Annotated in this window: 7 protein-coding genes; 2 read left to right on the top strand and 5 right to left on the bottom strand. The window is 69.4% G+C overall.

From position 1 onward, the window contains the following. Nucleotides 1–58 precede the first annotated feature (58 nt). From FD678_RS14475 to FD678_RS14465, 3 genes are all read right to left on the bottom strand, one after another. Nucleotides 59–1,075, bottom strand: a complete 1,017-nt coding sequence (locus FD678_RS14475; protein WP_140725023.1) for a 3-oxoacyl-ACP synthase III — start codon at nucleotides 1,073–1,075, stop codon at nucleotides 59–61. Between the two features lie 101 nt (nucleotides 1,076–1,176). Continuing rightward, entirely contained in the window at nucleotides 1,177–1,500 is a 324-nt protein-coding gene (locus FD678_RS14470; protein ID WP_140725020.1) for a DUF4156 domain-containing protein, read from the bottom strand. A gap of 253 nt (nucleotides 1,501–1,753) precedes the next feature. Then, nucleotides 1,754–4,618: a M16 family metallopeptidase gene (locus tag FD678_RS14465; RefSeq protein WP_140725017.1), complete on the bottom strand. Its 2,865-nt coding sequence runs from the start codon at nucleotides 4,616–4,618 to the stop codon at nucleotides 1,754–1,756. A 347-nt stretch (nucleotides 4,619–4,965) separates the two neighbouring features. Between FD678_RS14465 and FD678_RS14460 the strand changes: the two genes are divergently transcribed. Together FD678_RS14460 and FD678_RS14455 are read left to right on the top strand one after the other, a co-directional pair. Next, the gene (locus tag FD678_RS14460; RefSeq protein WP_140725014.1) at nucleotides 4,966–5,421 is read left to right on the top strand and encodes a hypothetical protein; all 456 of its coding nucleotides are present in this window, start codon (nucleotides 4,966–4,968) and stop codon (nucleotides 5,419–5,421) included. A 51-nt stretch (nucleotides 5,422–5,472) separates the two neighbouring features. After that, nucleotides 5,473–5,949 (top strand): tRNA (cytidine(34)-2'-O)-methyltransferase, encoded by a 477-nt coding sequence (locus FD678_RS14455; protein ID WP_140725011.1) that lies wholly within the window; start codon nucleotides 5,473–5,475, stop codon nucleotides 5,947–5,949. A gap of 62 nt (nucleotides 5,950–6,011) precedes the next feature. On the opposite strand, the gene FD678_RS14450 is transcribed toward FD678_RS14455, so the two are convergent. Both FD678_RS14450 and FD678_RS14445 read right to left on the bottom strand, forming a co-directional pair. Next, entirely contained in the window at nucleotides 6,012–9,722 is a 3,711-nt protein-coding gene (locus FD678_RS14450; protein WP_140725008.1) for a TonB-dependent receptor, read from the bottom strand. Further along, on the bottom strand, nucleotides 9,719–22,420 hold the full coding sequence (locus FD678_RS14445; RefSeq protein WP_140725004.1) for a CshA/CshB family fibrillar adhesin-related protein: 12,702 nt from the start codon (nucleotides 22,418–22,420) through the stop codon (nucleotides 9,719–9,721). The genes FD678_RS14450 and FD678_RS14445 overlap by 4 nt, the downstream gene beginning before the upstream one ends. Nucleotides 22,421–22,570 lie beyond the last annotated feature (150 nt).

Genomic DNA, 22,570 nt, shown 5'->3' with positions numbered 1-22,570 from the left:
GACGGCACGGGCGTCGCATTCGTCGCGGCAACGCCGGCGCCCATGCGGGCGCGGGCGTTCACCACACCACTTCGGCCATCGAGCAGTTCAGGCCCGAGCCGATGCCCAGCAGCGCGATGCGGTCGCCCTTCTTCAGGCGGCCCAGCTCCTTGAGCTTGCTCAGCACGATCGGCACCGAGGCCGGGCCGATGTTGCCGTGCTCGCCGAAGATGGTCATCACCTTGGCCGGGTCGATGCCGAAGTTCTTGATGAACGCGGCGGTGTGCGGGCGCGAGACCTGGTGGATCACGAACTGGTTGAGTTCGTCCACGGTCCATCCCAGCGCCTGCTTGGCCGCCACGAAGGTCTTCTCGGCCAGCTTGATGCCTTCCAGCAGCAGCATGCGGGTGTCGGTGACCATGCGGTCCATGTTGCCGCGGCAGAGCTTGTTCCACTCGGTCGCCGAGCGGGTCACGCCGCCCTTGTAGCGCGGTGCCTCCGGCACCAGCTCCGAGCGCGCCATCACCATCGCCGCGGCGCCGCAGCCCAGGGTCAGCGCGGCCAGCTCGTCGCGGAAGTCCTGCTCGGTGGCTTCCATCTTCAGCAGCCGGTCGATGGTCTTCTCGTAGACCAGGTTGGCGGTCTCGCCGTCGACCACCAGCGCGTAGTCGATCTCGCCGCGCTCGAGCATGCGCGCGGCGATGTCCATGCCGTTGATGAAGGCCAGGCAGGCGTTGGCGACGTCGAAGGCCATGCAGTGGTCGCCCACGCCCAGATTGCCGCAGACGATGGAGGCGGTGGACGGCTCCAGGTAGTCGCGGCTGACCGAGGTGTTGACCACCAGGCCGACCCTGTCGGCGCCGATGCCGGCGTCTTCCAGCGCCTTGCGCGCGGCCAGCGTGGCGGCGTCGGAGGCCTGCACGTCCTCGTCCCACAGGCGACGGGCGTGCACGCCGGCGATGTCGCCGAGCACGTCGGTCTTGATGCCCAGCCGTTGCAGGGTAGGCTTCAGTCGCTCGTTGATTTCCTGGGAAGTCAGCGTATGGGGCGCGTCGACGTGCGCCAGTCCCGCGATCGAGACGTTCTTGAAGAGCATCGAAGTAGCGCCATGGCTTCAGGCGAGGGGTTGCCATTCTAGCCGCTGGGCGGTTTCACCGCATCTTTACAAGTCCCGGCGCGTTTCCCGGGCCCCGCCGCTCACCTGCCGGGGCAGCGGAAGGCGGTGAAGCGCTGGCTGCCGTCGGCCGGCTCGCCCTGGGGCTGGACCGCGTTGGCGCCGGCCGAAGGGGCCTCGTTGCGCGCCAGGGTCTCCAGTTCGTCCTTCACCTTGAGCGGGTTGCGGTTGATGAAACCGACCCGGTTCTTCACCGACACCACCACCTCGCCCTGCTGCACGCACCCGGCCGGGACCGGGCCGGCGGGCAGCACGCGCACCGCCTTGCCGGCCTGCTCGATCGGCACCCAGGTGCATGCGGACAGCGCAACGGATGCGACCAGGACCAGGGGCAGGCAAGAACGCATGGCGGACTCCTCGAAGCGGGCGGACATTGTCGCCCAGCCGGATGAATGGCGGGTAGTCCGGGTGCGCCGGTTCATCGGGCGGTTGTTGCGCGAGCGCACCCGTGGGAGCGGCTTCAGCCGCGATGGGGGGCATTCCCGGGAAAGCCCCATCGCGGCTGAAGCCGCTCCCACAGGAGCCGTTCCGACATAAAGCCGCTCCCGCACGGGCCCGCGGGTACGCAAGGCCCCGCCTGGCGGCGGGGCCTTGCTGCGGTCACTTTACGGCGGGCCTCGCCACCGGCTTGCCGTCGGCGTCGATCACGCTGACCTCGCCCAGGCCGAGGCCGCGCACCGGCTGCTCGATCTTGGACAGGTCGCCGACGATCACCCAGGTCAACGCCTGCGGATCGATGCCCTTGGCCGCGGCGGCGGCCTGCGCCGGGGTGAACGCCGCCACCTGCTGGTTGCGGACCTGCACCCAGTTGTCCGGGCGGCCGTAGCGGACGATGCCGCCGATGGTGCCCATCACCGCGCTGGCGGTCTCGTAGGCGCCGGGCTGGCTGCGCAGCTCGTTGGCGATGATCTTGTCGACCTCGGCCTGCGTGGCCGGCACCTTGCCGGTGGCGTACTCGACGATCTCGCGCTGGATCTCCTGCACCGACTCGCGGGTCTTGTCGATCTGCACCGGCGCCACCGCCAGGAACGGCCGCTGGCCGAGCGCGCCCAGCAGCGTGGTGCGCGCGCCGTAGGACCAGTGCTTGTCCTCGCGCAGGTTCATGTTCAGGCGCGAGGTGAACGAACCGCCGAGCACGTCGTTGGCCAGTTCCAGCTTCACCGCGCCGGGGTCCTTGCTCGACGGCACCAGCTCGCCGGCATAGATGTTGGCCTGCACCGCGCCGGGCTGGTCGATCAGGAACACGCGCGGCTTGGCCGGGCGCTCGACCTGCGGCAGCTCGACGCCGGCCTTGGCCGCGCCCTCGCCCTTCCAGTCGCCCAGGTGCTTGTCCAGCAGCGGGACGATCTCGGCGAGCGTGGTGTCGCCGACCACGATCACCGTGGCCTGCTCGGGCCGCAGCCATTGCTTCTGGTAGGCCAGCAGGTCGTCGCGGCCGATCGAGGCGATCGCGGCCTCGGTACCGCTGCCGGTGAACGGGATGGCGTAGGGATGGCCCTCGCCATACAGCAGCGGCGGCAGCACGCGCAGCGCGGCGGTCTGCGGGCGCGCCTTTTCCTGGGCGATGCCGGCGATCCACTGCGCCTTGACCCGGTCGATCTCGGCTTGCTCGAAGCGCGGTTGGCGCAGCATCGTCGCGAACAGCCCCACCGACTCGTCCAGGTTCTCCTTCAGCGCCGACAGCGAGGCGCTGGCGCCATCGAGCGAGGCGCCGGCGTTCAGTTCCGCGCCCAGCTCTTCGGCCCGCGACTTGAACGCCAGCGCGCCCAGGCCGCCGGCGCCTTCGTCCAGCATCGCGGCGGTGAAGCCGGCGGTGCCGAGCTTGCCGCCATGGTCGCTGGCGTAGCCGCCGCCGAACTCGTAGCTGATGTTCACCACCGGGATCTCGTGGCGCTCGGCCAGCACCACGGTGCTGCCGTTCTTCAGCTTGGCGCGCTGCAAGGCCGGGAACTTCAGCTGCGGATAGGAGGCGACCTCGGGGATGCCGGCCTTGCGGTCGACCGTGCTCGGCGTGGTGGTGTACTTCGGGTCCGGCTTGGCCGCGGCGAACGGCGCCGGCTTGACCGAGGGCTCCTCGGCCAGCGGCGTGCGCGCGCCCGGCTTGACCACGAAGGTGTGGCTCGGGTTGCCCAGCCACTTGGCCGCGGCGGCGCGCACCTGTTCCGGCGTGGCCGCGGCGACGGTGGCGAGCGACTCGCGGAAGCAGCCCGGGTCGCCGGTGAAGGTCGCGCACGAGGCCAGCGCGTCGGCCTTGCCGCCGAACCCGCCGATGCGCTCGATGCCGCGGATGAAGCCGGAGCGGTAGTTGGTCTTGGCGCGTTCGAGTTCCTCGGCGGTCGGCCCCTGCTTGATCAGGCGCTGCAGCTCCTCCTCGATCACCGCCTCGACCTTGGCCGGGTCCACGCCCTGCTTGACCATCGCGCGCACCGAGAAGCTGCCGCTCAGCTGCGAGCTGTAGTTGCTGGTGCCGATGCTGTCCACCAGCTTGTCCTGGTGCACCAGGCGCGCGTCCAGGCGCGAGCTGGCGCTGCCGCCGAGCACGTCGGACACCAGGTCGAGCAGGTCGGCGTCCGTCGCGCCGACCTGCGGCACGTTCCACATGCGCTGGACCAGTACCTGCGGCACCTTGTCCTCCAGCTCGGTGCGGCCGGACTGCTTGAGCACCGCGACGTCGACCTTGGGCTGGGCCATCGTCGGCGTGGCCGGGATGTCGCCGAAGTACTTGGCCACCTTCTCCTTCGCGGTCGCCAGGTCGATGTCGCCGGCCAGCACCAGCACCGTGTTGTTGGGGCCGTACCAGGTGCGGAACCAGGTCTTCACGTCCTCCAGCGAGGCGGCGTCGAGGTCGTTCATCGAGCCGATCGTGGTGTGGTGGTACGGGTGCCCTTTCGGGTACATCGTGCGCGCGATCACCTGGCGCAACTGCCCGTACGGCTGGTTCTCGCCCTGGCGCTTCTCGTTCTGCACCACGCCGCGCTGCTCGTCGAGCGTCTTCTGGTCGATCGCGCCGAGCAGGTGGCCCATGCGGTCCGACTCCATCCACAGCGCCATGTCCAGCGCGGTGGTCGGCACGTTCTCGAAGTAGTTGGTGCGGTCGGTGTTGGTGGTGCCGTTCATGTCGGTCGCGCCGGCCTGCTCGAACGGCGTGAAGAACTCGCCCGGCGCGTTCTCGCTGCCGTTGAACATCAGGTGCTCGAACAGATGCGCGAAGCCGCTGCGCCCTGCCGGCTCGTCCTTGCTGCCGACGTGGTACCAGAGGTTGACCGCGACGATCGGCGCCTTGCGGTCGGTGTGCACGATCACGCGCAGGCCGTTGGGCAGGGTGAAGGTCTCGTACGGGATGTCCACCGCGACCGAGGCCGGCGCGGCCGCGAACGCAGGAGCCGGCAAGGCGGTGAACCCGAACGCGGCGGTAGCCAGGGCGACCGCCAGTGCGGCGGCGCGGGGACGACGTGGAAGCGACATGCGCACTCCTTGTGCGTGGGATGAGCCGCGATGTTAAGGCGGCGCCCGGCGGCCGCTCATGGGCCGCAAGCCATGCCCCCGGCTGACCGCCCGCGCATGCGCGGACAGCGGCCCCGGCCACGAGTGTCCGGACAGCGGACACTGCCGCCTTTCCAAATCCCATTCGAAATCAATGCGTTGCGATTGGCACGCATCCTGCTCGGCATTCGGCAGGCGGAAAGCCGTTCCGACGAATCTTGAACGAACAATGAACAAGATCCGGAAATGAGCGATTCCGCTTGCACCAAGAGATTCGGTGTATTACTTTACTACCACACCACTGATCACCAACACCAAAGGTCCCCGTCATGAACACCAAGTCCCTGAGCGCCGCCATTGCCTTCGCCGCCGGTTCCGTTCTGGCCTCGATGACCGCCCACGCCACCCCGATCACCACGCTGGACACCGTGCAGGTGCGTCCCTCCGCCGAGCAGATCGCCCAGCGCGAACACGAGCGCACCAGCCCGATCCCCACCCTGGCCGCCGTGCAGGTGCGCCCTTCGGCGGAGCAGGTCGCCGAGTACGAAGCCGGACTGCGCGTGGTGACCCTGGCTGCGGTCGAGGTCCGCCCGAGCGCCGAGCAGCGCGCCGAACTGCTGGCCAGCCGCGAGTCCGGCGAGACCGCCTCCAACGCGCTGACCGCCGAGGCTTCCGCCGCCGTCGCCGAGCTGGTCGGCCAGGTCATCGTCAACCTGCCGAAGCCGCGCCTGCTGCCGTCGCCGCTGGACCTGCGGGCCCTGGTCGGTTCGTTCGCCCAGTACTGAGGGACCGGCCGCAGCCGCGGCCGATCCCGGAGGGCCGGCTAAACTTGGCCGATGAGCGCTCCCGTCCTCGATGTCCTGCTGTACCAGCCCGAAATCCCGCCGAACACCGGCAACGTCATCCGCCTTTGCGCGAACACCGGCGCGCGGCTGCACCTGATCGAACCGCTCGGTTTCGACCTGAGCGATCGCCAGCTCAAGCGCGCCGGCCTGGATTACCACGAATACGCCCGCCTGCAGGTGCATGCCGACCTGCCGGCCGCACTGGCCAGCATCCGGCCCGCGCGGCTGTTCGCATTGAGTACCCGCGGCCGGGTCCGCTACGACACCCCGTCCTTCGCCGACGGCGACGCCTTCCTGTTCGGCCCGGAGACGCGCGGCCTGCCCGCCGACGTGCTCGACCAGGTGCCGGAGGCGCAGCGCCTGCGCCTGCCGATGCAACCGGGCAACCGCAGCCTCAACCTGTCCAACAGCGTGGCGGTGGTGGTGTTCGAGGCCTGGCGCCAGCTCGGCTTTGCCGGCGGCGCGTAGGACGAACCCATCGCCGGGAACGAAGGCCATGGCGGCTTCGCCATGGCCCGTGATCCGCTGCCTCAGTAGCGCCCCACCAGGTTCAGGTACCAGCCACGCTGGTCGTAGTCGAAATCGGTGAGGTCGTCGCTGAAGTCGGTGAAGTTGTAGCCCACGCCGACCCGCAGGTTGCGGGTGACGTCGCGGTCCACGCCCACCAGCCAGCCCTGCCGCGTGCCGCCGTCGCGCACGTCGAGCAGGCGGTACTCGGCCAGCCCGTGCCACTGGTAGACCAGTTCGTAGCGCAGTTGTGCGGCGGCGAAGTTGGTGGCCGAATCGAACCACTGGCCCTGGCCCCGGCCGTAGCGCATCTCGCCTTCGCGCCGCGCCAGCTTGCCGGCCACTTCCCAGCGCTGGTCGATGCGGTACACGCCCTCCAGCGACAGCACCTGGGTGCGCTGGTCGTAGTCCACCCCGTTGACCTGCCCCATCGTGGACAGGTCGTACAGGTAGGAATAGCGGCCGAACAGGGCCCAGCGGTCGCTGTTCCAGGGACGATAGGCGAAGCCGAGGTTGCCCTCGATGAAGCGCGCGCCCGCGGCCGGGTTCAAACGGTCGTCGGTGTCGGCGTAGTTGAAGCGGCCGGCGATGCGCCAACTCTCGTTGAGCTTGTGGCTCAACCGATTGGTGCTCACCCACTGCGTGCGCCGCTCGGCGCCGGTGTCGCGGCGCCATTCCAGCTTGCTCTGCCACTCGGTGTCCGGCGAGGTGCGGCCGCCGGAGACGCTGACCGCCTTGCGGTCCACGTGGCCGCCCTCCAGGTTGTCCAGGTCGCCGTCGCTCAGGGTGAAGCCGGCGTTCCAGCCCACCGCGGGATAGAAGTCCATGCCGAAGGTGTGCGCCAGGCCGGATTCCTGGCGGGACTTCAGGAACTGGCTTTCGTTGAACACGTTGACCTGGTCGGACAGGCGCCAGCGCTGGCCCAGCGTCCAGCCGTCCTGCGTGTTCGGGTTGAACAGCGGGTCGTACTCGCTGCGGTCGGTGGACTGGGTGAAGGCGCCGTAGAAGCTGTGCTGCGGCGTCAGCTTGTACTCGGCGTTGACCTGCGCGGCATTGCCGCGGTCGCCGTGGGTGGCCTCGGCGCCCACGGTGGACAGGTTGGCGAAGTTGTACAGGCCGCCCACCACGACCGCGTCGTTGTCCTCGTAGCGGCCGCCGTCGTCGTCGACGGTGAGCTGGCCGCCGCCGTACACGTCCAGCGCGGTGCCGAAGCGGTGCGTGTAGCGCGCGGCCGCCAGCACGCCGGCCACGTCGCCGCTGGCGCGCTCTTCCTGGACGCGGCGGACTTCGCCAGACAGGCGGTCGTTGTCGCCGATGCGCCACTCGCCGGTCAGCTGCGCCTGGGTCAGCGACTCGCCGCCGCGGCGCGCCTGGCTGTAGCGGGCGTACAGGCTGATGTCGTCGGTGAAGTAGCCCAGCACCTCGGCGCCGTGTTCGCGGATGCGCTGGCCGGTATCGAAGCGCCCGACCGAATAGCCTTCGTCCACCTCGCGCCACCACGCGCCGGCGCTCCAGTCCTGCTCGGTCCAGCCCAGCTCGCGCAGGTTGATGCGCCCTTCCACGGCCGAGGCCTCGCCTTCGCGCGGGCCCACCGGGTTGATGCGGGTGAAGCTCAGGCCGCCGTTGTCGGAGAAGAACACCGGCGTGCCGGTCGCCTCGCTGCGGCTGTGCTCCATCTTCAGGTAGGTGCCCCGGCCGGCCTGGAGGGTCAGGTCGGCGCCCTTGATGCTGTAGTCCTGGCCGGCACGCTGTTCCTCCACCCAGGTACCGCCCACCGCGACGTGGTCGCCCAGCCACTGCTTGCCGCGCACGCCCGCGGCGATGTCGTCGGCATCGAAGCCGGTCGGCACCCACTCGTAGTCGGCGATCAGGCGCTGCTCGTAGCCGTCCAGCGGCACGTCGCGGGTGATCGTGCGCAGGTTCTCGCGCGTCACCTGGGCCAACGGCCGGGTCAGCAGGATGCGGCCCTGGATGGCGTCGATCTCGTAGTCGGCGCCGCGCACCAGGGTGACCCGCTTCTCGGTGCGGCCGGTGGTGCGGTCGCGGATCTCCAGCACCAGCTGGTCCGAGCCGCCGAGGATGTTGGCGTGGCGCAGGTAGTAGAGGCTGCCGCCGGTGCCGATGAACTCGCTGTGGCCGGGAGCGGTCTCCGCCTGCGAGCCGAACACGCGCAGCTCGCTGCGGGCGTCGCCCCAGGCATTGGCGTCGCGCGAGCGCCACGACAGCGCCGCGCCGTACAGCGAGCGCACGTACTGCGCGTACTCGGTGCCGGTGAAGCCGGTGTTGTAGTTGCCCCACAGCGCCTGGTTCTTGTCCCAGTCCAGGCGCAGGTAGAAGCGCCCCATGGTGTCGACGTCGCGGTAGGTCAGCGAGTCGTCGCCGTAGGTGGGGTAGTACAGGTCCGGGTCGAGCGTGCGGAACAGGTCGCGCGGATCGGCGTTGGTGAACCCGTCGAACAGGTCCTCCAGCGGCCGGTTCTGGGTGTCGGCCTGGGCCGTCAGCAGGTAGCGGCCCTGCATCTTGGCCTTCAGGTAGAACGCCAGGCGGCCGTCGCTGAGCACGTCGTCGTTCCGCTCTCCCTGCGCGAGGTCGCGGCCGGGGCCGCTGGCCTTGTTCTGGTAGACGGTGATGTCGGCCAGGCCGACGCCGAACAGGTACTTGCCGCTCACGTCCACATGCAACGTCTGCCGGATGGCCGGCTGGTCGCGGCGCTCCACGCTCACGTCGAAGGCATGCTCGCCGATCGGCATCAGGTACTCGGCGGCGAACTTGCGGTCCTGGTCTAGCGGGTAGGACTCGCCGTTGATCTTCAGCGACGAACCTTCCGGCAGGTCGCGGCCGCGCAGGCGCACGCGCGAGCCGTACACCGGGATGTTCTGCTGGCGCAGTCCGTTGCTGTCGAACACGCGGTCCAGCAGCGACATCGCTTCGGCCTGGCCGGCATCGACGGCGACGCCGCGGCCCTTCTCCAGCGCGTCGCGCAGTTGCTGGTTGCCGCGCTCCACTTCGGCCGGCGTGGCCAGTTGCATCGACTGCGGGAGCGTCTCGTCGACGTTGCCCTGCGCGTCGTAGGCGCGCAGCACGTACAGCAGGCTGTCGCCGGTGCGCAGGGATACGCTGGCCGGCAGCTTGCCGTCCCATGCGCTCTGGCCGACGGCGGCCACCGGGATGTCCACGCTCGCCAGCGGCGACACCAGGTCGCTGTCGCTGGCCCGGTAGATCGTCACCTGCAGGCGCTGGATGAAGGCGGTGTAGTTGCCGCGCACGAAGAAGCTGACCGGGGACAGGATGCGCCCCTGGTCGAAGGCCACCAGCGACGGCGCCGAGATCGACAGTTCCGGCGTGCCCATCGCCGGGTCCTCGGTCGCCCAGATGGCGCCGCCGTCCGGCAGGCGGATCATGAAGCGGCCCATCGCCGTGGCCTTGCCGGGCTCCTGCAGCTCGATGCCGACGCGGCGGTCGGGCTGCAATGCCTCGGACGAGGAACGCGCCGACGTGCCCACGCTCACCGGTTCGTCGTAGCTGCGCGAGCGCAGGGTGAACAGCAGCTCGCCCTTGTCGCGGCAGCTCGCGTCGTCGCAGTCCAGCGCCGTTTCGGCGGCCGGCTCCGGCGCGCCCTGCTGGGCCTGCAGGGCCGGGCTGGCGAGCCCGTAGAGGCCCACCCACAGGGCACGATGGAGCAGGTTGCGATGCAGGCGGGCAGCGCGGCCGGGGATCAGGGTGCGCGCGCTCATCGACGGACCTCCTGTTGACGGATGGCCGGGGTCACGGCGTCCTCCTCGGTGTGAACCCGCAGACGTTTGCGCGCCTCCGGACCGAGCAGGCCGCGCAGTGCCTCGAACACCGCGTTGGCGCGGCGCAGTCCCAGCGCCTGGTTGTAGGCATGGCTGGCACGCACGTCGGTGTGCCCGACGAGACTGACGTCCGCCTGCGGCATGCGTTCCAGCCGCGCGGCCAGCTCGGCCAGCAACGGGCGGAACTGCGGGCGGATGTCGGCCTTGTCGGTGTCGAACAGCACCGTGCCCAGCAGCGCGCCGCGGGCCGTGATGCCGGCCACCAGCGACTGCGGGTCGCCGGCCTCGCTGCGCAGTTGCACGGTCAGGCCCGCACGCGCGCTCTCCTGCACCTGCGCCTGCAGCGCGTCGCTCACCGCCGCGGCGCGTGCCAGCGCCAGCGCTTCGCTCTCGCCGTTGGCGGCGATCACCACGTCTCCGCCCTGGTAGCGGTCCACCACCTCGGCCATGCGCTCCACCGCCGGGCGGTAGGCCTCGCGCAGCTCGCTGCTGCCCGGGGCGAACCAGACCTCGCCCAGGGCGAGCTCGGCGCGCTCGGCGGCCGGCTGCGGCGGTGCCGGCAGGCGCACGCCGAAGCTGAAGCGCGTGGGCACGCCTTGGGTCACGCGGCGGAGCAGCGGGTTCTCCGTGGTGAGCTCGGCACCGGCCGGCACGGTCGCCGGGTCCAGCTTGAGGATGAAGTTGCGGCCCAGGCGGCTGTCGCCGCCGTGCACGTCGGCCAGGTGGTAGCGGCCGAACTGGTCGGTCTCCACCAGCAGGCCCTCGACCGAGGCCAGGCGCACGCCGGGGATGCCCTGCTCCTGGATGCCCTCGTTGCGGATCACGTAGGCGACCTCGTAGCCATCGGCCACCTTGGCGACCCGGCGCGACACCTGCGGCTGCGCCGCGGTGAGGCCCTTGCGCGCATCGCCCTCCTGCAGCGCGGTCGCCTGGCCCTGCGCGTCCAGGCGCAGGTTGGCGCCCTGCTCGCTGGTCAGCACGAAGTCGTCGGTGAACGCGAGTTCGCGCAGGCGCTGGCGGACCACCACCTGGTGCGCCGCCGACGGATCGGCCACGGAAGCGCGTCCCTGGATCGTGCCCAGCGACAGGCCGTGCAGCAGCGGCGAGCTGGCGTCGGCCACCGGCTCGGGTCCCTGGCCGCGATCGACGGTGGTCGAGTTGGCGATGTAGGCCGAGGGCGCGAAGCCTCCCTGCACGCGCACGCCGGTCAGCTCGGCGCTGTCCTGCCAGCCATCGCCGTCGCGGTCGTCGAACACGCTGCCGAACACCAGGCTGTCCTCCAGCATCGGGTCGGCATCCAGCTGCACCTCGGCGGTGGCGACGTTGGACAGCGGTTCGCCGCCGTCGCCGGTGGCCACGGCCTGGTTGACGTGGTTGCCCGCGCGCACGCCGGCGCCCACGCGCAGCAGGTAGGTCACCGTGGCGCTGCGTCCCACCGCGATGTCCAGGCCGCCGATGCGCAGCGGCGACTGGCCGGCGCCGAGCACGAACGCACCGTCGTCGTCGGCCACGCTCATCGAGCCATCGACGTAGCTGAAGCCCGCGGGCGGGGTGTCGACCACGACGCCGTCGTGCCAGTTGCTGGCGCCGACGTTCTCCACCACCAGTTGGTAGCGGACCAGGTCGCCGATCTTCACCAGGCGCGGGGTCGCGGTCTTGACGATGCGCAGGGCGAAATCGGAGATCACCCGGTGGACGGTCTCGCAGCTTCCGCATTCGGGGGTCTGGCCGCCGCCATCGGGGAAGACGCCGCGCAAGCGGTTGTGCACTTCGCTGCGCGCGGTCTCGTTGACCGTGGCCACGTACTCGAACACGTGCCGCCCCGGCAGCGTGCCGGCAGGCAGCGTGCATACCAGCTGGCCGCCCTGCAGCGCGCAGCCCTCCGGCAACTCGCCCAGGGTCAGGCCGCCGTCCGGCGTATCCAGCAGCTGCAAGGGCCCGCGCAGGGCGGCGTTCTCGATCGTCGCCGCCAGGGTGTAGCGCACCCGATCGCCCGGCCGCACTTCGCTGCCGCTGGCCGGGTCGGCGCTCTTGTCCAGCACCACGCGCGGTTCGGCGAGCGGGTGCGTCGTGCCGCAGGTGACGCACGAAGGCGGCTGCCCGCCACCGCCTTCGCCGGCGACGACGTTGCTGATCGGCCCGCTGGCATCGTCGGCGACGCGCGCCGAGTAGGTCACGCTGTAGCTGCCCGGCGCGGTCCCCGCCGGCAGCGTGCAGACCAGGCTGGCCGAGCAAGCGAACGCACCGGAGGCGGTGACCGATTCGAAGCGCAGGCCCGCGCCCAGCGTGTCGTTCAGCACCAGCGGCGCCGTGGTCGCCGATTGCGCGACTTCCGCGGTGAGGGTGTAGCTGATCACGTCGCCCGCGCGCATGGTGGTTCCCGCGGCCGGCAGCGAGGTCTTAGTAACGCTGATCACGGTCTGCGGCACCACGTGCGTGGTGCTGCAGCTCGTGCACTCCGGCTCGGGATCGCCTCCTGGCGGATTGCTGGCCACGACCTGGTTGGAGAGTTGTCCGGTGGCCGTGGCGTCCACGGTGGCGGTATAGGTCACCACGTAGGTACCCGGCGCGGTGCCGGCAGGCAGTTCGCACTGCAACTGGCCGCTGCAGGCGAAGGCACCGGCGTTGCTCACCGCGCCGAAGCTCAGGCCGCTGCCCAGCGTGTCGGCCAGGGTCAGGGGTTCGGTCAGCGCGGACTGGCCGACCACGGCCGTCAAGGTGTAGGTGATGGTGTCGCCCGGCAGGACCTCGCTTCCCGATGCCGGCACCGAGCCCTTGCTCACCTGGACCTGCGGCGGGCGCACCTCGTGCTCCACGCTGCACGCACCGGCGCAGGTCGGGGTATCGCCACCGGTGGCGACCACGCTGTTGCGCACGGTGGCCTTGGCCTGGGCGTTGACGGTGGCCTGGTAGGCCAGCGCATAGCTGCCCGGCGCCGTGCCCGCGGGCAGCGTGCACACCAACGGATTGGCGGCGTTGCAGCTGAAGCTGCCCGCGTTGGTCACGCCGCCGAAATCCAGGCCCGTGCCCAGCGTGTCGGTCAGGGTGACCACGTCCGTGGTCTGCGAGTTGCTCACCGTGACCGTGACCGCGTAGTCCACCACGTCGCCCACGGCCAGCGGGCCGGCCGTGGCCGAGGTCTTCCGGTAGGTGACGGCGGGCGCCAGCACCGGCGTGGTGGTGCTGCAGTCGGTCGTGCAGGCGTGGGTGTCGTTGCCGTTGCCCACGACGGCATTGGTCACGTTGCCCTTGGCCTGCGCGTTGACCACGGCGGTATAGCGCACCGAATAGTCGCCCGGCACCGTCCCCGCCGGCAGCGTGCACACCATGGGATTGCCGGCCACGCAGGCGAACGCGCCGGCATCGGTGATGCTGCCGAAATCCAGGCCCGTGCCCAGCGTGTCGGTGAGGGTGAAGGCGGCGGTGGTGCGGGACTTGGCCACGGTGACGGCCAGCGTGTAGGCGATGCTGTCGCCGACCTTGACCGCCCCGGCAGCCGCGGACGTCTTGCGGTAGCTGACCTGGCTATCCGCCACCGGCGTGGTCGTGCCGCACGCGGTACCGCAGGTCGGCGTATCCGGGCCCGACGGCACCACCGCATTGGTCACGCTGCCGCTGGCCTGCGCGTTGACCGTCGCGCGGTAGGACACGGTGTAGGTGCCCGGCACCGTGCCCGCAGGCAAGGTGCACACCAGCGGATTGGCCGCGTTGCAGGTGAAGCCGCCCGCGCTGGTCACGCTGCCGAAGTCCAGGCCCGTGCCCAGCGTGTCGGTCAACGTCACCATGCCGGTGGTCTTCGAATTCGACACCACCACGGTCAGCGTGTAGTCCACGCTGTCGCCGACCGCGACCGGGCCGGTGGTGCTGGTGGCCTTGTTCACCGTCACGCTCGGCGTCGCCACCGGCGTGCTGGTATTGCAACTGCCGGTGCAGCTCGGCGTATCGCTACCGGAACCCACCACCGCGTTGGTCACCGTGCCGCTGGCCTGCGCATTGACCGTCGCCGTGTAGGCCAGGCTGTACGTGCCCGGCACCGTACCCGCAGGCAAGGTGCACACCAACGGATTGGCCGCACTGCACGAGAACGAACCCGCACTGGTCACGCTGCCGAAGTCCAGGCCCGCGCCCAACGTATCCGTCAGGGTGAGCGTATCGGTGGTCTTGGAGTTGCTCACCACCGCGGTCAGCGTGTAGGTGAGCGTATCGCCCACCGCGACCGGACCTGGCGTGGACGCGCTCTTGCTGTAGCTCACGCCCGGCTTCGTCACCGGCGTGGTCGTCCCGCACGCGGTACCACAGGTCGGCGTATCCGGACCCGAGGGCACCACCGCATTGGTCACGCTGCCGCTGGCTTGGGCGTTGACCGTCGCGCGATAGGAGACCGTGTAGGTACCGGGTGCGCTGCCGGCCGGCAGCGTGCACACCAACGGGTTGGCGGCATTGCAGGTGAAGCTGCCCGTGCTGGTCACGCTGCCGAAGTCCAGGCCCGTGCCCAGCGTGTCGGTTAGCGTCACCACGCCGGTGGTCTTCGAGTTCGCCACCACCACGGTCAGCGTGTAGTCCACGCTGTCGCCGACTGAAACCGGGCCAGTCGTGCTGGTCGTTTTGTTCACCGTCACGCTCGGCGTCGCCACCGGCGTGCTGGTATTGCAACTGCCGGTGCAGCTCGGCGTATCGCCACCGGAACCGACCACCGCATTGGTCACCGTGCCGCTGGCCTGAGCATTGACCCTCGCCGTGTAGGTCAGGCTGTACGTGCCCGGCGCCGTACCCGCGGGCAAGGTGCACACCAGCGGGTTGGCGGCGTTGCAGGTGAAGCTGCCGGTACTGGTCACGCTGCCGAAGTCCAGGCCCGCGCCCAACGTATCCGTCAGGGTGAGCGTATCGGTGGTCTTGGAGTTGCTCACCACCGCGGTCAGCGTGTAGGTGAGCGTATCGCCCACCGCGACCGGACCCGCCGTGGATACGCTCTTGCTGTAGCCCACGCCCGGCTTCGTCACCGGCGTGGTCGTGCCGCACGCGGTACCGCAGGTCGGCGTATCCGGACCTGACGGCACCACCGCATTGGTCACCGTGCCGCTGGCCTGCGCGTTGACCACCGCGCGATAGGAGACCGTGTAGGTACCGGGTGTGCTGCCGGCCGGCAGCGTGCACACCAACGGGTTGGCGGCATTGCAGGTGAAGCTGCCCGCGCTGGTCACGCTGCCGAAGTCCAGGCCCGTGCCCAGCGTATCGGTCAGTGTCACCACGCCGGTGGTCTTCGAGTTCGCCACCACCACCGTCAGCGTGTAGTCCACGCTGTCGCCGACCGAGACCGGGCCGGTGGTGCTGGTGGTCTTGTTCACGGTCACGCTCGGCGTCGCCACCGGCGTGCTGGTATTGCAACTACCGGTGCAGCTCGGCGTATCGCTACCGGAACCCACCACCGCGTTGGTCACCGTGCCGCTGGCCTGGGCGTTGACCGTCGCCGTGTAGGCCAGGCTGTACGTGCCCGGCACCGTGCCCGCAGGCAAGGTGCACACCAACGGGTTGGCCGCGTTGCAGGTGAACGCGCCGGGGGAAGTGACGGCGCCGAAGTCCAGGCCGGTACCCAAGGTGTCGGTCAGCGTCACGACATCCGTGGTCTTGGAGTTGCTCACCACCGCGGTCAGCGTGTAGGTGATCACGTCGCCTACCGCAACCGGACCTGGCGTGGACGCGCTCTTGCTGTAGCCCACGCCCGGCTTCGTCACCGGCGTGGTCGTGCCGCACGAGGTACCGCAGGTCGGCGTATCCGGACCCGATGGCACCACCGCATTGGTCACGCTGCCGCTGGCTTGGGCGTTGACCACCGCGCGATAGGAGACCGTGTAGGTCCCGGGTGCGCTGCCGGCCGGCAGCGTGCACACCAACGGGTTGGCGGCATTGCAGGTGAAGCTGCCCGCGCTGGTCACGCTGCCGAAGTCCAGGCCCGTGCCCAGCGTATCGGTCAGCGTCACCACGCCGGTGGTCTTCGAATTGCTCACCACCACCGTCAGCGTGTAGTCCACGCTGTCGCCGACCGCAACCGGACCAGTCGTACTGGTAGCCTTGTTCACGGTCACGCTCGGCCTCGCCACCGGCGTGCTGGTATTGCAACTGCCGGTGCAGCTCGGCGTATCGCCACCGGAACCCACCACCGCGTTGGTCACCGTGCCGCTGGCCTGCGCATTGACCGTCGCCGTGTAGGTCAGGCTGTACGTGCCCGGCACCGTGCCCGCAGGCAAGGTGCACACCAGCGGATTGGCCGCGTTGCAGGTGAACGCGCCGGATGCGGTGACCGCACCGAAGTCCAGACCATTGCTCAAGGTATCAGTCAGGGTGAGCGTATCGGTCGTCTTCGAATTGCTCACCACCGCGGTCAGCGTGTAGGTGAGCACATCGCCCACCGCGACCGGACCCGCCGTGGATACGCTCTTGCTGTAGCCCACGCCCGGTTTGGTCAGCGGGGTGCTGGTGCTGCAGCTACCCACGCAGTTCGGCGTGTCGCCGCCCGAACCCACCACCGCATTGGTCACCGTGCCGCTGGCCTGGGCATTGACCCTCGCCGTGTAGGTCAGGCTGTACGTGCCCGGCACCGTGCCCGCGGGCAAGGTGCACACCAACGGATTGGCCGCGTTGCAAGTGAACGCGCCGGATGCGGTGACCGCACCGAAATCCAGGCCCGCGCCCAGCGTATCGGTCAACGTCACGGCGTCCGTGGTCTTGGAGTTGCTCACCACCGCGGTCAACGTGTAGGTGAGCATATCGCCCACCACGACCGGTCCGGCAGTGGACACGCTCTTGCTGTAGCCCACGCCCGGCTTGGTCACCGGCGTGGTCGTGCCGCATGCGGTACCACAGGTCGGCGTATCCGGACCCGATGGCACCACCGCATTGGTCACCGTGCCGCTGGCTTGTGCATTGACCGTCGCGCGGTAGGACACGCTATAGGTGCCCGGCACCGTACCGGCCGGCAAGGTGCACACCAGCGGGTTGGCCGCATTGCAGGTAAATGCGCCGGGGGAAGTGACCGCACTGAAGTCCAGGCCGGTACCCAAGGTATCGGTCAGCGTCACCACGCCGGTGGTCTTCGAGTTCGACACCACCACGGTCAGCGTGTAGTCCACGCTGTCGCCGACCGCAACCGGACCAGTCGTGCTGGTGGTCTTATTCACCGTCACGCTCGGCGTCGCCACCGGCGTGTTGGTATTGCAGCTGCCGGTGCAACTCGGCGTATCGCCACCCGTACCGACCACCGCGTTGGTCACCGTGCCGCTGGCCTGGGCGTTGACCGTCGCCGTGTAGGTCAGGCTGTACGTGCCCGGCACCGTACCCACGGGCAAGGTGCACACCAGCGGATTGGCCGCGTTGCACGAGAACGAACCCGCACTTGTCACGCTACCGAAGTCCAGGCCCGTGCCCAAGGTGTCGGTCAGCGTCACGACATCCGTGGTCTTGGAATTGCCCACCACCGCGGTCAGCGTGTAGGTGAGCACATCGCCCACCGCGACAGGTCCGGCGGTGGACGCGCTCTTGCTGTAGCCCACGCTCGGCGTCGTCACCGGCGTGGACGTGCCGCACGAGGTACCGCAGGTCGGCGTATCCGGGCCCGACGGCACCACCGCATTGGTCACCGTGCCGCTGGCTTGGGCGTTGACCGTCGCGCGGTAGGACACGCTATAGGTGCCCGGCACCGTGCCCGCAGGCAAGGTGCACACCAGCGGATTGGCCGCGTTGCAGGTGAAGCCACCCGCGCTGGTCACGCTGCCGAAGTCCAGGCCCGTGCCCAGCGTGTCGGTCAGCGTCACCACGCCAGTGGTCTTCGAGTTCGACACCACCACGGTCAGCGTGTAGTCCACGCTGTCGCCGACTGAAACCGGGCCAGTCGTGCTGGTCGTCTTGTTCACCGTCACGCTCGGCGTCGCCACCGGCGTGGTCGTACCGCACGCGGTACCGCAGGTCGGCGTATCCGGACCCGACGGCACCACCGCATTGGTCACGCTGCCGCTGGCCTGCGCGTTGACCGTCGCGCGGTAGGACACGGTGTAGGTGCCCGGCACCGTGCCCGCAGGCAAGGTGCACACCAACGGGTTGGCGGCATTGCAGGTGAAGCCACCCGCGCTGGTCACGCTGCCGAAGTCCAGGCCCGTGCCCAGCGTATCGGTCAACGTCACCACGCCGGTGGTCTTCGAGTTCGACACCACCACGGTCAGCGTGTAGTCCACGCTGTCGCCGACCGCAACCGGGCCAGTCGTGCTGGTCGTCTTGTTCACCGTCACGCTCGGCGTCGCCACTGGCGTGCTGGTATTGCAGCTGCCGGTGCAGCTCGGCGTATCGCTACCGGAACCCACCACCGCGTTGGTCACCGTGCCGCTGGCCTGCGCATTGACCGTCGCCGTGTAGGCCAGGCTGTACGTGCCCGGCACCGTACCCGCAGGCAAGGTGCACACCAACGGATTGGCCGCGTTGCAGGTGAACGCGCCGGGGGAAGTGACGGCGCCGAAGTCCAGGCCGGTACCCAAGGTGTCGGTCAGCGTCACGACATCCGTGGTCTTGGAGTTGCTCACCACCGCGGTCAGCGTGTAGGTGATCACGTCGCCCACCGCGACCGGGCCCGTCGTGGACGCGCTCTTGCTGTAGTCCACGCCCGGCTTGGTCACCGGCGTGGTCGTGCCGCACGCAGTGCCGCAGGTCGGCGTATCCGGGCCCGACGGCACCACCGCATTGGTCACCGTGCCGCTGGCCTGCGCGTTGACCGTCGCGCGATAGGAGACCGTGTAGGTACCGGGTGCGCTGCCGGCCGGCAGCGTGCAGACCAGCGGATTGGCCGCGTTGCAGGTGAACGCGCCGGGGGAAGTGACGGCGCCGAAGTCCAAGCCGGTACCCAAGGTATCGGTCAGCGTCACCACGCCAGTGGTCTTCGAGTTCGACACCACCACCGTCAGCGTGTAGTCCACGCTGTCGCCGACTGAAACCGGGCCAGTCGTGCTGGTCGTCTTGTTCACCGTCACGCTCGGCGTCGCCACCGGCGTGGCCGTGCCGCACGAGGTACCGCAGGTCGGCGTATCCGGACCCGAGGGCACCACCGCATTGGTCACCGTGCCGCTCGCCTGAGCGTTGACCGTCGCACGGTAGGACACGGTATAGGTGCCCGGCACCGTGCCCGCAGGCAAGGTGCACACCAGCGGATTGGCCGCATTGCAGGTGAACGCGCCGGGGGAAGTGACGGCGCCGAAGTCCAGGCCGGTCCCCAAGGTATCGGTCAGCGTCACCACGCCGGTGGTCTTCGAATTCGACACCACCACGGTCAGCATGTAGTCCACGCTGTCGCCGACCGAGACCGGGCCAGTCGTGCTGGTCGTCTTGTTCACGGTCACGCTCGGCGTTGCCACTGGCGTGGTCGTGCCGCACGCGGTACCGCAGGTCGGCGTATCCGGACCCGATGGCACCACTGCATTGGTCACGCTGCCGCTGGCCTGCGCGTTGACCGTCGCACGGTAGGACACGGTATAGGTGCCTGGTGCGGTACCGGCCGGCAGCGTGCAGACCAGCGGATTGGCGGCATTGCAGGTAAACGCGCCGGGGGAAGTAACGGCGCCGAAGTCCAAACCGGTACCCAAGGTATCGGTCAGCGTCACCACGCCGGTGGTCTTCGAATTCGACACCACCACGGTCAGCGTGTAGTCCACGCTGTCGCCGACCGAGACCGGGCCCGTGGTGCTGGTGGCCTTGTTCACGGTCACGCTCGGTGCCGCTACCGGCGTGGTCGTGCCGCACGAGGTACCGCAGGTCGGCGTATCCGGACCCGACGGCACCACCGCATTGGTCACGCTGCCGCTGGCCTGCGCGTTGACCGTCGCACGGTAGGACACGGTGTAGGTGCCCGGCACCGTGCCCGCGGGCAAGGTGCACACCAGCGGATTGGCCGCGTTGCAGGTGAATGCGCCGGGGGAAGTGACCGCACTGAAGTCCAGGCCGGTACCCAAGGTATCGGTCAGCGTCACCACGCCGGTGGTCTTCGAGTTCGACACCACCACGGTCAGCGTGTAGTCAACGCTGTCGCCGACCGCAACCGGACCAGTCGTACTGGTAGCCTTGTTCACGGTCACGCTCGGCGTCGCCACCGGCGTGCTGGTATTGCAACTGCCGGTGCAGCTCGGCGTATCGCCACCGGAACCCACCACCGCGTTGGTCACCGTGCCGCTGGCCTGCGCATTGACCGTCGCCGTGTAGGCCAGGCTGTACGTGCCCGGCACCGTGCCCGCAGGCAAGGTGCACACCAGCGGGTTGGCGGCGTTGCAGGTGAAGCTGCCGGCACTGGTCACGCTGCCGAAGTCCAGGCCCGTGCCCAAGGTGTCGGTCAGCGTCACGACATCCGTGGTCTTGGAGTTACCCACCACCGCGGTCAGCGTGTAGGTGATTGCGTCGCCCACCGCGACCGGGCCCGTCGTGGACGCGCTCTTGCTGTAGCCCACCGTCGGCGCTGCTATTGGCGTGGAGGTAGTGCAGCTGGCGTCGCACGCCGGATTGTCCGTGCCTGTCCCTACCACCGCGTTGGTCACCTGGCCACTGGCCTGGCCATTGACGACGGCGGTGTAGCTCAAGGCATAGGGGCCGGGGGCCGTGTTGGCGGGCAGCGTGCAGACCAGCGGGTTGGCGGCATTGCAGGTGAACGGACCCGGCACGGTGACCGCGCCGAAGTCCAGCCCGGTGCCGAGCGTGTCGGTCAGGGTCACTTCGCCGCGCGTGCTGCCATTGGCTACCGTCGCGGTCAACGTGTAGGTGATGGTGTCGCCGACCGCCACCGCGCCGGCGGCCGAGGAGGTCTTGTGGTACCCGACGGTGGGCGTGGGCACGTTGACCGTGTTGCTGGCGCAGTAGTTGGCGGGCGCACAGGCGGCGCCCGGTTCCGGCGGGATGCCGTCGTTGTTCGGGTCGTGGCCGCCGCCGACGCTGGCGTGATTGACCAGCGTGCCCAGGGCCTGGCCGGTGATGGTCACCGGCAGCACGATGCTGGACGTGGAGGTGGCGTTGCCCGCCCCTGCCAGTATCTGGTTGGTGGTACAGGTCACGCGCTGGCCGGCCGCGGCGCAGCTCCAGCCGTTGGAAGACAGCGTCCCGCTCCATCGCGGCACGATGCCGGCCGGCAGGTCATCCAGCACGGTAATGGTGCCGGCGGGAACGTTCGGCGGATTGCCGGTCGGCACGTCGCTGATGTTGCTGACGGTGAGCGTGTACTCGGCGCCGGCCTGGCCGACCGTCCAGTCGTTGCCGCTGGCGTTGTTGCTCTTGGTGATGCGCAGGGCCGGCGCGATGATGGTCAGTTGGTGGTCTTCGACCTCGCCGTCGGTGGCGGTGCCGGTGGGGTTCTGGATCTCGGCCGGGTTGCTGGCGTAGCGCAGGCGAACGAAGCTCGTCCCCGCCTTCATTCCCGCCGGCACCGTCCACTGCAGCGTCGCCGAGCCGGACGAGCAGGCCGCCACGTTGCTGCCTTCGTCGCTGTCGAACTGGCCATTGATGTCGAAATCGATCCAGCCCTTGACGCTGCCGGTGCCCGCGCACTGGACCGGCTGGCTGATCACGGTACCCGCCTGCATCACCGTCAGGCGGTAGGTCGGACTCCACGCATTCTCTTCGTCGGGATTGTTGCTCGGGAAGTCGTCGTCGCCCTTGGCGTTGCTGCTGAAGGGGCTGCTCTGCTCGGTATCCGGGCCGCGCGTGCCGAGGTAGTTGCTGGCCGGTGGCGCGATGCCGCCCACGTTGTAGCCGGCGGTGTTGATGTTGGTGGCGACGTTCCCGTTGGCGGCCAAGCCATCGCTGTTGAAGCGCAGGTCATCCACGACGTGCATCGCCGTGCCGTAGGACGACGGTGCGTCGCCGAAATCGGCGAACGGCACCAGCAGGCCGATGGCGATGGCCGTCGTGCCGCCGCCCTGGATGGCGAAGTCCATGCTCACGTCCAGCGAGCCCGGCGCATAGGCCGCGTCGTCGAAGCTCAGGAAGGTGACGGCGGCGGTATTGTCGTCGTTGCCGGGCCCGAACCGGATGAAGCTGGCGGTGGTGGAGCCGCTGGGGGTCTGCCACTTGCGGGCCATGTACGCGCCCGCGGACAGGTTCTTCCGCAGTTCGACGATGTTCCAGGTGCCGATCGCCGAAGCCTGCACATACTCGGTATTGGTATTGATCGACTCGGCGTCGGCCATCACCACGCCGCGCAGGCGATAGGGTTGTCCACCGAGGGTGGAGCTGCAGTTGACGCTGAAGGTCGCCGAACCGGCCGCGCGGGAGATGCCCGCGATCAATTGGTTGCTGGTACCCGTGCCGCCGATGTTGTACATGTCGTCGAGGCTGTCGCCACGCCACACGCCGGGCCGGTAGCTGCGCAGACCGGCGTTGTTGGCGACGTTGTCCAGGCTGCAGGTGACGTCGAGATTGACGCCCGCGGCCACCGGCAGCGAGATCGACGAGGATGAGCCGTTGCTCAAGGGGGCGTCGTGCGTGCCGTTTACGCCGCCTCCCCAGGTCAGCCACAGCACCGTGTTCCGGTACGGGCTGCTGCCACCGGTCGCGTAAGCGGCCGCCAGCGCCGTGGTGGGCATGGCACCGGCCACGACCAGCACGCCCAGCAGGCCGGCCACCGCTCGACGGCCGATCCGGGCGATCCATTCAGAAAACGCAGGGCGAAGCAAAGCACCGCACGCGCTCGCGCGCGACGACAAGGACTGCCACATGGAATTTCCCCTTCAGCGGCCGTTGCCGGGCCGCGGCGGTTCATCACGCCAGGGATA

It is taken from the genome of Pseudomonas sp. Hp2, assembly GCF_006386585.1.
GTDB classification, from domain to species: domain Bacteria; phylum Pseudomonadota; class Gammaproteobacteria; order Xanthomonadales; family Xanthomonadaceae; genus Pseudomonas_S; species Pseudomonas_S boreopolis.
The sequence above is the reverse complement of the archived record's forward strand: the minus strand, read 5'-3'. Positions and strand labels throughout refer to the sequence as shown.

What these genes read in the sequence shown, in the direction of transcription:
- FD678_RS14475 (WP_140725023.1), bottom strand. Translation starts at nt 1,075, where the DNA reads ATGCTCTTCAAGAACGTCTCGATCGCGGGACTGGCGCACGTCGACGCG.
- FD678_RS14470 (WP_140725020.1), bottom strand. Translation starts at nt 1,500, where the DNA reads ATGCGTTCTTGCCTGCCCCTGGTCCTGGTCGCATCCGTTGCGCTGTCC.
- FD678_RS14465 (WP_140725017.1), bottom strand. Translation starts at nt 4,618, where the DNA reads ATGTCGCTTCCACGTCGTCCCCGCGCCGCCGCACTGGCGGTCGCCCTG.
- FD678_RS14460 (WP_140725014.1), top strand. Translation starts at nt 4,966, where the DNA reads ATGAACACCAAGTCCCTGAGCGCCGCCATTGCCTTCGCCGCCGGTTCC.
- FD678_RS14455 (WP_140725011.1), top strand. Translation starts at nt 5,473, where the DNA reads ATGAGCGCTCCCGTCCTCGATGTCCTGCTGTACCAGCCCGAAATCCCG.
- FD678_RS14450 (WP_140725008.1), bottom strand. Translation starts at nt 9,722, where the DNA reads ATGAGCGCGCGCACCCTGATCCCCGGCCGCGCTGCCCGCCTGCATCGC.